At 76.0% G+C, this 13,800-nt stretch carries 14 protein-coding genes; 6 read left to right on the forward strand and 8 right to left on the reverse strand.

The annotated features are described in order from the left end of the window. Window positions 1-69 precede the first annotated feature (69 nt). Window positions 70-1,743 carry a glycerol-3-phosphate dehydrogenase/oxidase gene (locus ABT247_RS24900; RefSeq protein WP_350745997.1) on the reverse strand — a complete coding sequence of 558 codons (1,674 nt, stop codon included), beginning with the start codon at window positions 1,741-1,743 and terminating at the stop codon, window positions 70-72. Then, window positions 1,740-2,339: a TetR/AcrR family transcriptional regulator gene (locus ABT247_RS24905; protein WP_350746000.1), complete on the reverse strand. Its 600-nt coding sequence runs from the start codon at window positions 2,337-2,339 to the stop codon at window positions 1,740-1,742. The genes ABT247_RS24900 and ABT247_RS24905 overlap by 4 nt, the downstream gene beginning before the upstream one ends. Before the next feature lie 20 nt (window positions 2,340-2,359). Between ABT247_RS24905 and ABT247_RS24910 the strand changes: the two genes are divergently transcribed. Together ABT247_RS24910 and ABT247_RS24915 are read left to right on the forward strand one after the other, a co-directional pair. After that, entirely contained in the window at window positions 2,360-3,982 is a 1,623-nt protein-coding gene (locus ABT247_RS24910) for an FAD-binding oxidoreductase (protein WP_502892500.1), read from the forward strand. Then, window positions 3,979-4,887: a diacylglycerol kinase gene (locus ABT247_RS24915; protein WP_350746002.1), complete on the forward strand. Its 909-nt coding sequence runs from the start codon at window positions 3,979-3,981 to the stop codon at window positions 4,885-4,887. Before ABT247_RS24910 ends, ABT247_RS24915 begins: the two co-directional genes overlap by 4 nt. A gap of 106 nt (window positions 4,888-4,993) precedes the next feature. On the opposite strand, the gene ABT247_RS24920 is transcribed toward ABT247_RS24915, so the two are convergent. After that, complete coding sequence (locus ABT247_RS24920) at window positions 4,994-5,557, reverse strand: GNAT family N-acetyltransferase (protein WP_350746005.1); 564 nt, start codon at window positions 5,555-5,557, stop codon at window positions 4,994-4,996. 156 nt (window positions 5,558-5,713) lie between these two features. Here ABT247_RS24920 and ABT247_RS24925 point away from each other — a divergent pair, with 156 nt between their 5' ends. Further along, complete coding sequence (locus tag ABT247_RS24925) at window positions 5,714-5,977, forward strand: hypothetical protein (RefSeq protein ID WP_350746007.1); 264 nt, start codon at window positions 5,714-5,716, stop codon at window positions 5,975-5,977. Here the strand turns inward: ABT247_RS24925 and ABT247_RS24930 are convergent. After that, window positions 5,946-6,698 carry a helix-turn-helix domain-containing protein gene (locus ABT247_RS24930; RefSeq protein WP_350746009.1) on the reverse strand — a complete coding sequence of 251 codons (753 nt, stop codon included), beginning with the start codon at window positions 6,696-6,698 and terminating at the stop codon, window positions 5,946-5,948. The two genes, ABT247_RS24925 and ABT247_RS24930, sit on opposite strands and share 32 nt — an antisense overlap. 86 nt (window positions 6,699-6,784) lie before the next feature. On the opposite strand from ABT247_RS24930, the gene ABT247_RS24935 reads away from it, so the two are divergent. After that, window positions 6,785-7,756: an LLM class flavin-dependent oxidoreductase gene (locus ABT247_RS24935; protein WP_350746011.1), complete on the forward strand. Its 972-nt coding sequence runs from the start codon at window positions 6,785-6,787 to the stop codon at window positions 7,754-7,756. On the opposite strand, the gene ABT247_RS24940 is transcribed toward ABT247_RS24935, so the two are convergent. The 4 genes from ABT247_RS24940 to ABT247_RS24955 form a co-directional block, all read right to left on the reverse strand. Next, complete coding sequence (locus ABT247_RS24940; RefSeq protein WP_350746014.1) at window positions 7,734-8,270, reverse strand: DUF2252 family protein; 537 nt, start codon at window positions 8,268-8,270, stop codon at window positions 7,734-7,736. The two genes, ABT247_RS24935 and ABT247_RS24940, sit on opposite strands and share 23 nt — an antisense overlap. A gap of 66 nt (window positions 8,271-8,336) precedes the next feature. Further along, complete coding sequence (locus tag ABT247_RS24945) at window positions 8,337-9,125, reverse strand: aminotransferase class IV (RefSeq protein WP_350746017.1); 789 nt, start codon at window positions 9,123-9,125, stop codon at window positions 8,337-8,339. Continuing rightward, window positions 9,118-10,059, reverse strand: coding sequence for a GNAT family N-acetyltransferase (locus ABT247_RS24950; RefSeq protein ID WP_350746019.1), 942 nt, complete (start codon window positions 10,057-10,059; stop codon window positions 9,118-9,120). The genes ABT247_RS24945 and ABT247_RS24950 overlap by 8 nt, the downstream gene beginning before the upstream one ends. Before the next feature lie 91 nt (window positions 10,060-10,150). Further along, complete coding sequence (locus tag ABT247_RS24955; RefSeq protein ID WP_350746022.1) at window positions 10,151-11,236, reverse strand: DMT family transporter; 1,086 nt, start codon at window positions 11,234-11,236, stop codon at window positions 10,151-10,153. Between the two features lie 138 nt (window positions 11,237-11,374). On the opposite strand from ABT247_RS24955, the gene ABT247_RS24960 reads away from it, so the two are divergent. Both ABT247_RS24960 and ABT247_RS24965 read left to right on the forward strand, forming a co-directional pair. Continuing rightward, a complete protein-coding gene (locus ABT247_RS24960) occupies window positions 11,375-12,265 on the forward strand; it encodes a LysR family transcriptional regulator (RefSeq protein WP_350746025.1) in 891 nt (296 codons plus the stop codon). Between the two features lie 219 nt (window positions 12,266-12,484). Continuing rightward, a complete protein-coding gene (locus tag ABT247_RS24965) occupies window positions 12,485-13,798 on the forward strand; it encodes a carbohydrate-binding protein (RefSeq protein ID WP_350746028.1) in 1,314 nt (437 codons plus the stop codon). Window positions 13,799-13,800: the final 2 nt, after the last annotated feature.

Below are 13,800 nucleotides of genomic sequence, written 5' to 3' on the forward strand. Positions count from 1 at the left end.
ACGGCCGGCACGGCGAACCAGCCGTACCGGCCGTCGCCGTCCCTCCCGCCGTCCTGCCGTCCCCGCCGTCTACCCGGCGTGCTCCGCGACGAGTTCTTCGACCGCCTTCCGGGCCCGCTCGGCGTCGGACTCCACCAGGCCGATCCGGGTCCGGCGGTCCAGGACGTCGGCCGCGTCGAGCGCGCCCTCGTGGGTGACGGCGTAGGCGATCTCGGCCCGGGTGACGTCGAGTTGGTCGGCCACCTGCGTCAACTCCCCCGCCGCCAGCACCTCGTGGGCCGCGCCGCCGTACCGGGCGAGCAGCGAGGCGGGCAGCGGGGCGGCCGGGGCCGGGCGGCTGTCACGGTGGCCCGGGGCGCCGACCAGCGGCAGGCGCGCCGTCCGACAGGTACGGGCGGGCAGACCGCGCAGGCGGACGGCGGTGTCCACCGCGTCCTGGGCCATCCGCCGGTAGGTGGTGAGCTTGCCGCCGACCACGGTGACCACCCCGGACGGGGACTCCAGCACCGCGTGCTCGCGCGAGATGTCCGCGGTGCTGCCGTCCCCGGTGTCGATCAGCGGGCGCAGACCGGCGTAGGCGCCCCGGACGTCCTTCCTGGTCAGCTCGGTGGCGAGGGCGGCGTTGACGGTGTCGAGGAGGAAGGCCAGCTCGGCCTCGGAGGGCTGCGGCTCGTCCGGGATCGGGCCCGGGGCGTCCTCGTCGGTCAGGCCGATCGCGACCCGGCCGAGCTGCTGCGGCAGGGCGAAGACGAAGCGGCTGACGGACCCGGGCACGGGCACCGTGAGCGCGGCGGTCGGGTGCCCCAGGGCGGCGGCGTCCACCAGCAGGTGGGTGCCGCGGCTGGGCCGCAGCCTGATCGAGGTGTCCACCTCGCCCGCCCACACGCCGGTGGCGTTGACGACCGCGCCCGCCGTGACGGTCAGCTGCTGACCGGTCAGGGTGTCCACCAGTCGGGCCGACGAGCCGGTCACGGCCTCCGCCCGCACCCTGGTCAGCACGCTCGCCCCGTACTGCGCGGCGGTGCGGGCCAGGGCCACCACCAGCCGCGCGTCGTCGACGAGTTGGCCGTCGTGCGCGACCAGCGCCCCGCGCAGTCCGGTCGTCCGCACGCCCGGCACCAGTCGGCGGGCGCGGGCGGCGTCGACGCGGCGCACCCGCGGCAGCAGGGTGCCCGGCGTCCCGGCGACGAGTCGCAGCGCGTCACCGGCGTGGAAGCCCGCACGGATCAGCGAGGCCTGGCCGGGGCGCAGCAGGTCCGGGAGGAGCGGTACGAGTTGGGGCAGGGCGTGGACCAGGTGCGGGGCGGTGCGGGTCATCAGCACACCGCGCTCGACCGCGCTCTCCCGGGCCACCTTGATCCGGCCGGAGGCCAGGTAGCGCAGGCCGCCGTGCACCAGCTTGGAGCTCCAGCGGCTCGTGCCGAAGGCGAGGTCGCGGGCCTCCACCAGGACGGTGCGCAGGCCGCGCGAGGCGGCGTCCAGGGCCACCCCGGCGCCGGTGACTCCGCCGCCGATCACCAGCAGGTCGATGCGCGGGTCGTCGCCGAGCGCCTGCAGCTCGAACGTCCGGCGGGCGGCGTTCAGCCGGCTGGTCCCGGCGAAGGGGCCGACGGACGGGCCTGCGGAAGGGCCCGCAGAGAGGCCTGGAAGGGCGCCGGCGGACGGACCCGCCGAGGACGCGGCGGGGTCGCCGGCGGACGGGCCCGCCGGGCGGTGGCCGGAGGAACCGGCGGAGGTGGTCATGGGGCGAGGTATCCGTTCAGCGCTCTGGCCAGTTCGCGCCGCCAGGCCGCCTCGGGCAGCAGGGAGGCGACCATGCGGTGCGACTGGACGGTGGACTGGGCGATCAGCAGGACCATCGCCGCCAGTTCGGTCGGCTCGCCGGCCCGGATCGAGCCGCCGGCCTGCCCCTGGGCGATGCCGGTGCGCAGCGCCTCCAGCAGGCCGCGTTGGCTGGTGCCGAGCCGCTCGACCACGTACTCGAGCAGCAGGTCGGAGTCGTCGGAGCGGAGCAGGGCGCCGAGCACCGGGTGGTCGCGCAGCCGGACGGAGACCTCGACCACCCGCTCGACGAGGGTCACCCGGTCGTGGACGTCCAGCGCGGCGCCCTCCAGCGTGGCCAGGATCTCCCGGGTGAGCAGCGCCCCGATCACCGCCCGGACGTCCGGCCAGCGCCGGTAGACGGTCGGGCGGCTGACCCCGGCGCGGCGCGCGATCTCCGCCAGCTGGGTGCGGCGGACGCCGAGGTGGACGATCAGGTCGGCGGCGGCGTCCAGGATCGCGTCGTCGGTGCTGCGGGGTGGCTGGGCCTCGGCGGGCTCGACGTTACTACTTGACATGATGTGTGAAACTGTAACGCATGGCACCTGAGACGCAAGCGGGACCGGCGAACGCCGCGCTGCCGCTCCCCCCGATGAAGTGGGACGCCTGGGGCGACCCGGCCCTCGCCAAGGAGCTGTCCGCGGACATCAAGGGACTGCTCGCCGCCGCCCTCGGGGTCACCGGCGACGCCACCGCCGGCCCTGGCGCCGACGAGGTCGTGCTGCGCCCCTCCCGGATCACCGCCGAGGACCTCGAAGCGCTGGCCTCCGCCGTCGGCGAGGCGCACGTCAGCGCCGCCGACGCCGACCGCCTGCCGCGCGCCGGCGGCAAGTCCACCCCCGACCTGCTGCGCCGCCGCAGCCGGGAGCCGCAGGACGCACCCGACGCCGTCGTCGTGCCGGGCAGCGAGCAGGAGATCGCCGCCGTCCTCGCCCTCTGCGCCGAACTGCGCATCGCCGTCGTCCCGTTCGGCGGCGGCACCAGCGTGGTCGGCGGCCTGGACCCGGAGCGCGGCGCCCTGCGCGCCGTCATCTCGCTCGACCTGCGCCGCCTCGACCGGCTGGTCGAACTGGACGAGACCTCCGGCGAGGCCGTCCTCGAAGCCGGCCTGACCGGCCCCGCCGCGGAGGCCCTGCTCGCCGAACGCGGCTGGGAGCTCGGCCACTACCCGCAGAGCTTCCGCTTCGCCACCATCGGGGGTTTCGCGGCCACCCGCTCCTCCGGCCAGGACTCCGCCGGGTACGGGCGCTTCGACGAGATGGTCCGCGGCCTGCGCGTGGTCACCCCCGCCGGTGTCCTCGACCTCGGCCGCGCCCCCGCCTCCGCCGCAGGCCCCGACCTGCGCCAGCTCTTCCTCGGCTCCGAGGGCACCCTCGGCGTGATCACCGCCGTCCGGCTGCGCGTGCACCCGCTGCCCGCCGTCAAGGCCCACGAGGCGTGGAGCTTCCCCGACTTCGCCACCGGAACCGCCGCGCTGCGGGCCGTCGAACAGCAGGGCACCGGCCCGACCGTGATCCGGCTCTCCGACGAGGCCGAGACCATGGTCAACCTCGCCATGACCGAGCAGATCGGCGGCGCCCCCGCCGTCAGCGGCTGCCTGGCCGTCACCGTCTTCGAGGGCGACGCCACCCAGGTCGCCGCCCGGCAGCAGCTCACCCGCGCGGCGCTGCTCGCCGCCGGCGGCACCTCGCTCGGCGAGGAGCCCGCCCTCGCCTGGGAGCACGGCCGGTTCAACGCCCCCTACCTGCGCGACTCCCTGCTCAACGCGGGCGCGCTGTGCGAGACCCTGGAGACGGCCGCCGGCTGGAGCGCCCTGCCGGGGCTGCGCACCGCCGTCACCGAGGCGCTGACCGGCGCCCTGCCCGGCGCGCTGGTGCTCTGCCACATCTCGCACGTCTACCCGACCGGCGCCTCGCTCTACTTCACCGTCGTCGCCGCCCTCGGCGAGGACCCGCTCGCCCGCTGGGCCGTCGCCAAGCGGGCCGCCGGGGACGCCATCCTCCGCGCCGGCGGCACCATCACCCACCACCACGCGGTCGGCGCCGACCACCGGCCCTGGATGACCGCGGAGATCGGCGAGTTGGGCGTGCGGATCCTGCGCGCCGTCAAGGCCGAACTCGACCCGGCAGGCATCCTCAACCCCGGCAAGCTGATCCCGTGAACGGCCCGAGAACCGTCCGCAGGGTCGCCGTTCTCACCAACCCGGCGGCGGGCGTCGGCCACGCCGAACCCGCCGCCCGCCGGGCCGTCGCCCGCCTGCGCTCCCTCGGCGTCGAGGTCGAGCCGCAGGCCGGGCGCTCCGCCGAGGACGCCGTCCGGCTGGCCCGCGAGGCCGCGGCGGACGGCGTCGACGCGGTGGTCGTGGTCGGCGGCGACGGCATGATCAACCTCGCCCTCCAGGCCCTGGCCGGCACGCCCGTCCCGCTCGGCGTGATCCCGGCCGGCACCGGCAACGACCACGCCCGCGAGTACGGCCTGCCGATCGCCGACCCAGGGGCCGCCGCCGACGTCATCGCCGCCGGGCGGACCCGCCGGGTCGACCTCGGCCGGATCACCGGACCGGACGGCGCCGTCCGCTGGTTCGGCTCCGTCCTCGCCACCGGCTTCGACTCCCTGGTCAGCGACCGCGCCAACCGGCTGCGCTGGCCACGCGGCAGGATGCGCTACAACCTCGCCGTCCTGGCCGAGTTCGCCAACCTGCGCCCGCTGCCGTTCCGGGTCACCCTCGCCGACGGCACCGTCATCGAGCGCGACCTCACCCTGGCCGCCGTCGGCAACACCCGCAGCTACGGCGGCGGCATGCTGATGTGCCCCGCCGCCCTCCCGGACGACGGCCTGCTCGACGTCACCCTGGTCGACGCCATGCCCCGGCTGCGGATCGCCCGCTTCTTCCCCACCCTCTTCAAGGGCACCCACGTCACCCACCCGCAGGTCACCACCCTGCGCACGACCTCCCTGCGGATCGACTCGCCGGGCATCACGGCCTACGCCGACGGGGAGTTCATCGCGGCCCTGCCGGTCGAGGTCACGGTGGTACCCGAGGCCCTGCGGCTGCTCGTGCCGTGAACCCGGGACCGGCGTCCCACTCCCGGGGCGCCGGACCGCCGTGCACCGGACCGCCGTGCGCCGGGCCGCCGTGTACCGGACCGCCGTGCGCCGGGCCCCACGCAGCTCAGGCGCCCTCGCGGGACCCCTGGACGGCGTGGGCCTCCCGGCGCAGGCGGAACACCACGTTGCGGCGCAGCGGCCCCTCCGGCGCCCCGGGGTCGTCGAAGTCCTCGGCCGGGTCGCGGGTCATCCCGAGGCGGCGCATCACCGCCTGGGAGCGCAGGTTGGCGGCGGTGGTGACGGCGAGGACCTCGGGCAGGGCCAAGGGGCCGAAGCCGTACGCGAGGACCGCCCGGGCGGCCTCCGTCGCGTAGCCGTGGCCCCAGGCGGCGCGGGCCAGCCGCCAGCCGATCTCGACCCCGCTGACCGGGGCCTGCTCCTCGACGTCGTCCAGGCCCGCGAAGCCGATGAACTCGCCGCTCTCCCGCACCTCGACGGCCAGCCATCCGTACCCGCGCCGTTCGATCGCCGCCTCGAAGCGCGCCACCGAGGCGTCGCTCCGCTCCCGGGTGAGGACGCCGCCGAGGTGCTCGCGGACCTCGGGGTCGGCGTTCAGCGCGGCCCAGGGCGCGAGGTCGGACTCCCGCCAGCGGCGCAGCAGCAGGCGTTCGGTGCGCAGTTCCTTCATGCTCCCCACCCAACGGCACCCCGCACGCCCGGGGCAAGCGGAAATCGGGTGCTCCGGAGGCGGACGGCCGGGTAGCCTGCGAGGCATGTCGAGCCCCGAGGCAGCCAGAGCGGGGGCTTTCGGTCACGCCGTCAGCCCCCTGAAGCACTGATCCGGGTGGGTTTCCCGGAGCAGGTGCTGGAGGCGCGCGGGTATCGGGAGTTGGAGTCCCGGGTCACCCGCGCGCACGAGGAGTTCGTGGCGCCCGGGGAGTTCACCTTCCGGGCCCGGCCGGATGCGGTGCGGCTGCGCGACGTGGTCCGCTTCACCTGGGAGATGGTGCCGGTCGGCGGCGGTGAGGCGGTGGGCGGCGGCGACGAGTTCGTCGTCCTGGACGCCGCCGGCCGGATCACCGCCGACTACCAGTTCCCCTGGCTCTGACGAGCAGTTCGGCGGTCCGGGCGTCGGCGGGCAGGAACGCCTCCAGCTTCAGCTCGGCGAGGGTGACGTCGACGGCGGTGGCGAAGGTGGTCACCGTGGTCATCAGGTGCAGTTCGCCGAGCGGGGTGCGCAGTTCCAGTGGCACCGCGAAGCCCAGGTGCTGTTCGCCCACCACCGCTTCCGGTACGTACGAGCTCAACTCCTCGTGCAGCTCGCCGAGGTGGCGGGTCCGCTCGACGATGTGCCGGGCCCAGGCCCCGAAGTTGAGGATGCGCGGGGCGAGGCCGTCCGGGTGCAGGGCCAGCCGGTAGGCGTTGGTGCCGGGCCCGACCAGCCGGGGGTCGGCCCCCGCGGTGATCACGTCCAGCGCGTCGTTCACCGCGACCACGTCCCCGCGCCGGTCCACCACCAGCGCCGGGTACGGCAGGTGGCCGGCCAGGATGTGGTCGATCGCCGCCCGGACCGGCGCCAGCGCGGGCCCGTCCAGCGGCGTCTCCGGGTAGACGGGGGCGTAGCCGGCCGCCAGCAGCAGCTCGTTGCGCTCGCGCAGGGGCAGGTCGAGCGATTCGGCGAGCCGCACCACCATGCCCCGCCCGGGCACCGAGCGGCCCGACTCGATGAAGCTGAGGTGCCGCTGGGTGGTGCCGGCACGGGTGGCGAGGTCGAGCTGGCTGAGCCGGCGGTCGGTGCGGCGCTCGCGCAGCGCCCGGGGGAAGTCCACGCCCCACTTCTACCGCCGGAGCGGACCGGCCCGCCATTCCCCCGGGGGAATTGAGGGCATTCACCGGAGCCCGGAGGATCGTCGGCATGGACATCGGTGTTTTCCTCCCCACCGGCCAGGACCATTGGGCGCCCGGCGGCGGCCCTCGCGACCTGATCGGATTCGCCCGGCGGGCGGAGGAGTTGGGCTTCTCCTCGCTGTTCGTCAACGACTCCCTGCTCACGCCCCGGATCGAGCCGCTCACCATGCTCGCCGCGGTCGCCCCGGTGACCGAGCGGATCGGGCTGGGCACCGGCGCGCTGCTGCCGGTGCTGCGCCGGCCGGTGCAGGCCGCGCAGGCGCTGGCCTCGGTGGACCTGCTCTCCGGCGGACGGCTGACGGTCGCCGTCGGTGCGGGCTTCCCGGGCCGCTTCGGGCGGCCGCTGCACGAGCTGTCCCAGGTGCCCTGGGAGCGCCGCTTCGCCCGGCTGGACGAGACGGTCGCGCTCTGGCGGGCGCTGTGGGCGGGGGCGACGGAGTTCCACGGCGAGTTCCACTCCTTCCCCGAACTCACGCCCGCCACCAGGACCTTCCGCCCGGGCGGCCCGCCGATCTGGCTGGGCGGCGCCACCCCGGCGGCGCTCGCCCGCACCGGGCGCCGGTACGACGGCTGGCTGCCCTACCCGCCCGATCCGGCCGACTACGCCACCGGGCTCGCCGCCGTCCGGCGGGCCGCCCGCGAGGCGGGGCGCGCCCCGGAGGCCGTCACCCCGGCGCTCTTCGTCAACGTCCGGATCGAGGAGGACACCGAGTCTGCCCGGCGTGCCACGGACGCCTACGCCCGCTCCAACTACGGCCTGCCGCTGGAGGAGGTGGCGCAGATCCAGGCGCTCGCCATCGGATCCCCGGACCAGGTCGCCGCGACCCTGCGCCGCTACGCCGAGGCCGGTGCCCGGCGGATCGTCGCCCGGCTCGCCGCGCTCGACCTCGCGGGCCAGTACGAGCAGTTGGAGCGGCTGGCGGAGTTGCTGCCGTCGGCCGCGGAGCCCGCCGGCCTCACACTCGCCGGGCGGCGGTGATCCGGCCCGTCCCGATCGCCGCGAGCAGGTCCGCGTGGTCGGCCGCCGTGCGGTCCGCGTACGTCGCGGCGACGTCGGCGACCGCCTCCGCGAAGGTGCCGGCGCTGCCCAGGTAGCCGGCGACGGCCAGGCGGTCGCCGGTGCGGGCGTGGGTGCGGGCCCGGGCGCGCCCGCACAGCTTGGCGTAGCCGCGCAGGCCGGCCGGGGTCAGCGAGTCGACGTCCACCGAGCCCTTCGGGTCGCGCAGCCGGCGGCCGTGGAAGTGGCGTCCGGCGGGGCCCGCGGTCCGGCCTAGGAAGAGGTCGCCGGCGGCCTGCATCAGGCGCTGCCCGGTGACCACCCGGCGCCCGCCGCGGTGGACGGCGACCTCGGCGTCCAGCCGCAGCGGCGGCCGGTGGTCCTCGAGCACCGACCGGCCGGCCTCCTTGAGCTGCAGGAGCAGCGGGTCGCGGGTGTCCCGGCCGGTCAGCAGGACGATGAGGCAGCGGGTGCCGACGCTGCCGATGCCGACCACTCCCGGGGGGCCGCCGTCGGTCGAGCCCGCCCCCGGGCCGCCGTCGGGGAGGGGCCGACGGGCGCCCTACACCGTCTCGGCGGCGACTCCCCGGTAGGCGGCGCGCAGTTCGGCGAGCCGGGGGTGGGCGGGGTCGAAGGCGGTGCCGTCCACGGCGGCGATCGGCCGCACGCCCACGCCCGCGTTGACGGCGAACGCCGCGTCGAAGGCGGCCAGTGCGTCGGCGGGGACGGGCTCGCGGGACTGCGGGCCGCCGTACGCGCCCGCCAGCAGCGCCTCGGTGACGCCGCGCAGACCGGGGCCCTCGGGCCACACCAGGCGCTCCCCGGCCAGGAAGCCGATGTTCCAGGTGGCGCCCTCGGTCACCCGGCCGTCCTCGTCGGTCAGCAACGCGTCGTCGAAACCGGCGAGTTGGGCCAGCCGACGGTGGTGGACCAGGCCGAACAGGCCGACGTGCTTCACCTCCGGCAACTCCCGCCGGTACACCGCCGTCCGCACCCTCAGCGGCCCGGGTTCGGCCGCCGCGACCGGGCGGGTGGTCACCAGCAGGGCCGGCGCGGCGGGTGCGGCGGGGCGTTCCAGGCCGAGGGCCGGGTCGTAGCAGGTGACCCGGACGATCACCGGCCCGTCGTCGGCGGGCAGGACGGCGCGGATCCGCTCCCGGACCGCCGCCCGGTCCAGGTCGGCGCCGAACAGCGTCCGGCAGTCCCGGACCAGCCGGTCCAGGTGGAGCCCCAGACCGCGCACCCGGCCCGCCTCCGCCCGCATGGTGGTGAAGTGTCCGTAGTTGAGCAGTCCCAGGGCGGCGAGCCGCGCCGGGTCGGCGGGCGCACCGTCGATCTCGATCTCAGCCATCCCCCGAGTCTGCCAGCTGTGCGGTCGCCTCCGGCGCCGGAACCGGGCGGCACCGGCCCACCGTCCGGCGGCCCGTGCCGCGGGCCTCCTGCTCGAACTGCTCGATCCGGTGCGCCAGGCCCTCCGGCTCCCCCGCCTCCGCCCAGCGCCACGCCTCCGCCCACCACTGCGGCCCGCGCACCATCGGCCACCCGGCGAGTGCCAGGTGCAGCGCCAGCGTGGACCGCGCGTACTCGTGCACCCAGGCGTCGCAGCTCCGGTAGTCGGCGGTCTCGTCCAGCCGCAGCCAGCGGCCCTCCCGACCGGCGGCCAGTATCGGCACCCAGCCGCGCTGCCGGTCGGCGACCAGCAGGAGCAGCCGCCCGTCCTCCTCGCGCACCCGGTACGGCGGCAGCTGCGGCATCCGGGCGAGCGACAGCGACCGCTTCCAGCCCACCACCCAGAGCCCCCGGCGCAGGTAGTACCGGACCGCCGGCTGCCAGCTCCAGTGCGCTTCCAGCCGGAACCCCGGCAGCCCCTCGGCGGCGGCCGCCGCGTACACCTCGTCCAGCGCGGCGGCCGCCAGCCCGCGTCCGCGCGAGCCCGGCCGGACGTACAGGGAACTGACGGCCAGTTGGCTCGGCCCCTTCGTCCAGTTGTCGACCGCGACGGTGCCGACGTCCTCCCCGTGCTCGTCCCGGATCCAGTAACGCCGCCGGTACAGCTCCCCGCCGGGCCACTCCCGCCCGCTCTCCCCCAGCCGCTCCCGCCAGCCCCGCTCGGCCTCCGGCGCCAGCCCGTCCGGGTCGACCAGTTCGGCCAGCTCGCCCTCCACCAGGGACGCCAGGTCCCACAGGGCGAACCGCCGCTCCTCCCCCTCCGCCGCCGCCCGCAGCCGCTCTCCCGCCGCCAACCGCCCCTGTGCCCGCTCCACCGCGGCATCCCACGACCTCACCCGCGCCACGATAGCGGGCGATCGGGCACGAGCCGTAATCCGCCGAGCACGGACCGTCAGGTGGCGTCGAACGCCCCGCCTCCGGACGGCGTCACGGGCGCGCGGCGGAGGGTGCGGGGGTGCCGGCGGCTGGCGTGTCGGCGGCGGGGGTGCCGGTGGTGTGGGTGTCGACGGCGGGCGTGTCGGCGGCGGGAGTGCCGGTGGTGTGGGTGTCGACGGTGGGCGTGTCGGCGGCGCGGGTGTCGGCGGCGGCCGTGTCCCCGGCGGGGGCGGCGCCGGCGGGCACGATCGGCCGCCTGCCGCCCGGGGGCCGCGGCCGGGCCAGGGCCACCGCGGCGATCACCAGGGCGCCGCCGGCCAGGGCGTTCCAGCCGACCGGCTCGGCCAGGAAGGTCGCCCCCAGGGCCGTGGACCACAGCGGCGTGACGTAGGTGACGGCGGAGGCGACGGCGGCGCCCGCCGCCCGGACCAGGCCCAGGTTCAGCAGGTACGCCAGGCCGGTACCGAGGGCGCCCAGGACCAGCAGGGCGGCGGCCGCCGAGCCGCCCGGCCAGTGCGGCAAACCCCCGACGAGCGGGGCGACCAGGGCCAACTCGGCGGCCGCGCTGCCGATCTGGAGCGCCGACAGGGCGGTCACGGACTCCGGGCGGCCGGACAGGAAGCGGCGCAGGTAGGCGAACCCGGCGCCGTAGCAGCAGGTGGCGGCCAGGCAGGCGAGGGCGCCGGTGGTCGCGCCGGCGCCGAGGCCGCGCCAGACCCCCAGCACGGTCAGCACGCCGACGAAGCCCAGTGCGAGTCCGCCGAGCCGACGGGCCCCCGGGCGGCGCTCCTCGGGGACGGTCAGCACCGCGAACAGCAGGGTGAACAGCGGGGTGGTCGCGTTCATCACCCCGGCCAGCACCGAACTCACCCTGGTCTCGCCGAAGGAGAACAGGGCGAACGGCACCGTGTTGAGCAGCACCGCGACCGCGGCCGAGTGCCCCCACACCGCCCGGTCGCGCGGCACCCGCTCACCGCGCAGCAGCAGGATCGCCCACAGCGTGACCGCGCCCAGCAGGCAGCGCCACAGCGCCACCCAGACCGGCGGCACCCCGGCGTCGACCGCCACCTTGATCAGGGCGAAGCTCGCGCCCCAGATCGCCGACAGTGCCACGAAGCCCGGCAACCAGCGCCGCACCCCGACCACCTCCCGTCCGTTCCACTCCGTCGTCCCGAACGGCCGCGCCGCCGGGCGGCCGCCGCTCTGGACAGAGGGTGGCCCGGCGGCGGAGCATGAGTCCAACAAGTGGCGGTACCGGGAGGATGAGGAAGTCTCATGGCGTCGGAGGTGAACCTCGCCCAGCTCAGGGCGCTGGTCGCGGTCGCCGACACCGGCGGCTTCGGTGCGGCCGCCGACGAGCTGGGCATCAGCCAGTCCGCGGTCTCACACGCCGTCGCCGCGCTGGAACGCTCCCTCGGCTCCCCCGTGCTGCACCGCGGCACCCCGTGCCGGACCACCCCGCTCGGCGAGCAGATCCTGCCGCACGCCCGTACCGCGGTCGCCTCCGCCGCCGCGGTGCGCACCATCGCCACCCGGCACACCGGCGGCCTCACCGGCACCGTGCGGCTGGCCGCGCCGACCACCGTCTGCCAGGCCCTGATGCCCGGGCTGCTGCGCGACTGGAAGGCGGCGCACCCGCAGGTCACCGTGCGGCTCTTCGAGGGGGAGGACGCCGAGCTGACCACCTGGCTGGAGGCCGGCACGGTGGACGCCGCCGTGCTGGTGGACGCCGACCCGCTGCCGCCGGGGGCGGTTCCGCTCGGCGCCGACTCGATGCACGCGCTGCTGCGCCGGGACCACCCGCTCGCCGGGCAGGACACCATCCACGTGGGCGAGTTGGAGGACGACGACTTCCTGCTCTCCGAGGGCGGCTGCGAGCACCACATCCGCGAGGCCTACCGGCGGGCCGGCACCCGCTTCAGCCCCCGGCACCGGATCCGCGACCTCAACACCCTGATCGGCATGGTGCACGCCGGTGTCGGGGTCTCGGTGATGCCGGCGCTGGCGCTGACCATGCTGCCGCCGGAGTGCGTCCTGGTGCCGATCCGCCCGGCCGTGCACCGGACGCTCACCCTCACCGGCCCGGCCGGGCGGCCCTGGTCCCCGGCAGTCAGCGGGCTCCTCGCGGGCGTACGGGCGGCCGCGGGCGCACCGGTGCCGGCCTGACCAGCCCTCAGCCCGTCCGGGTCTGCCGCGGACCCTCCGGGGCCCGGCTGCGGGCGGCTTGACCGTTCCGGGGGTTGACCACCCTTCCCCGACAGGTCTATACCAGTGAGGGCCCTCGGCAACGTCTTCGCGCCGACGGCCCCTTCGGCCGTCACGCCACCCCCACGTCCGGCGTGAGCAGGCCGTCTCCCCCACCGCCGTTTCCTGGAAAGGCCTCCGATGGAACGCGCTGTTCCCCCACAGCTCCCCCCGCCCGCGCAGCGGCCCGCCGCACCGACCTCGCGCAGGTCCCGGGCCGCGCTCGCCGTGGCCGGGGTGCTCGGGCTGGTCGCCGGAGGTGCCGGCGCGCTGGCCGGCTCCGGCGCGGCCTCGGCCGACACCGTCGCCACCACCGGCCTGGGCAGCAACTGGTACGCCTCGGCGCCGTACCTGATGCCCGAGGACAACAGTCCGCCGGACGCCGCCGCCGTGATGGACGCCACCGGGCAGAAGGCCTTCCAACTGGCCTTCATCCTGGCCCAGGGCAACAGCTGTTCGCCCGCCTGGGGCGGCACCTCCTCGATCGACGGCGACACCACCATGCCGGCGGTGATCCAGACGATCCGCGGCAAGGGCGGGGACGTCTCGGTGTCGGTCGGCGGGTACGGCGGCACCAAGCTGGGCCAGGTCTGCGGCACGCCCGAGGCGACCGCCGCCGGGTACCAGAAGGTGATCACCAAGTACAACCTCAAGGCGATCGACTTCGACCTGGAGGAGCCGGAGTACGAGAACACCGCCGCCATCCACAACGAGATCGGCGCCGCCCGCATCCTCCAGCAGAACAACCCCGGGCTCTACGTCTCGATCACCACCGCCGGGACGACCGCCGGCACCGGCTGGTTCGGCACCCAGATGCTGAACGAGGCGAAGTCCCAGGGCTTCACGCCGAACAACTTCTCGATCATGCCCTTCGACGGCGGCTTCAACGGCGCGGCCGCGCAGACCGACGCGCTGGTCAAGTTCAACCAGATCCTCCAGACCACCTTCGGGTGGAACGAGGCCACCGCCTACGCCCACGAGGGCGTGTCGATGATGAACGGCCGCACCGACGCCGCCGAATACTTCCGCCAGGCGGACTTCCAGACCGTGCTGGACTTCGCCACCGCCCACGGCCTGGCCCGGTACACCTACTGGTCGGTGAACCGGGACCGCCAGTGCCCCGGCACCGTGGACCCGGGCCTGTCCGGCTCCTGCTCCAGCGTGGCGCAGAGCGACTGGGACTTCACCAAGTACACCGTGAAGTTCGCCGGGGCGACCCCGCCCACCACCCCGCCCACCACGCCCCCGACCACGCCTCCCACCACCCCGCCGACCACGCCGCCCTCCAGCCCGGGCACCTGCACCGCCCCGGCCTGGAGCGCGAGCACCACGTACACCACGGGCAACAAGGTCTCGTACAACGGCCGGAACTACCACGCCAAGTGGTGGACGCTGAACGAGGTTCCGAGCGCCAGCGGCCAGTGGGGCGTCTGGGCCGACGACGGCCCCTGCTGACC

Source organism: Kitasatospora sp. NPDC001539 (genome assembly GCF_040298565.1).
Classification (GTDB): Bacteria; Actinomycetota; Actinomycetes; order Streptomycetales; family Streptomycetaceae; genus Kitasatospora.

Excerpts from the sequence above, each read along its gene's own strand:
- ABT247_RS24900 (WP_350745997.1), bottom strand. The coding sequence starts at position 1,743 with ATGACCACCTCCGCCGGTTCCTCCGGCCACCGCCCGGCGGGCCCGTCC.
- ABT247_RS24905 (WP_350746000.1), bottom strand. The coding sequence starts at position 2,339 with ATGTCAAGTAGTAACGTCGAGCCCGCCGAGGCCCAGCCACCCCGCAGC.
- ABT247_RS24910 (WP_502892500.1), top strand. The coding sequence starts at position 2,360 with ATGGCACCTGAGACGCAAGCGGGACCGGCGAACGCCGCGCTGCCGCTC.
- ABT247_RS24920 (WP_350746005.1), bottom strand. The coding sequence starts at position 5,557 with ATGAAGGAACTGCGCACCGAACGCCTGCTGCTGCGCCGCTGGCGGGAG.
- ABT247_RS24935 (WP_350746011.1), top strand. The coding sequence starts at position 6,785 with ATGGACATCGGTGTTTTCCTCCCCACCGGCCAGGACCATTGGGCGCCC.
- ABT247_RS24945 (WP_350746017.1), bottom strand. The coding sequence starts at position 9,125 with ATGGCTGAGATCGAGATCGACGGTGCGCCCGCCGACCCGGCGCGGCTC.
- ABT247_RS24960 (WP_350746025.1), top strand. The coding sequence starts at position 11,375 with ATGGCGTCGGAGGTGAACCTCGCCCAGCTCAGGGCGCTGGTCGCGGTC.
- ABT247_RS24965 (WP_350746028.1), top strand. The coding sequence starts at position 12,485 with ATGGAACGCGCTGTTCCCCCACAGCTCCCCCCGCCCGCGCAGCGGCCC.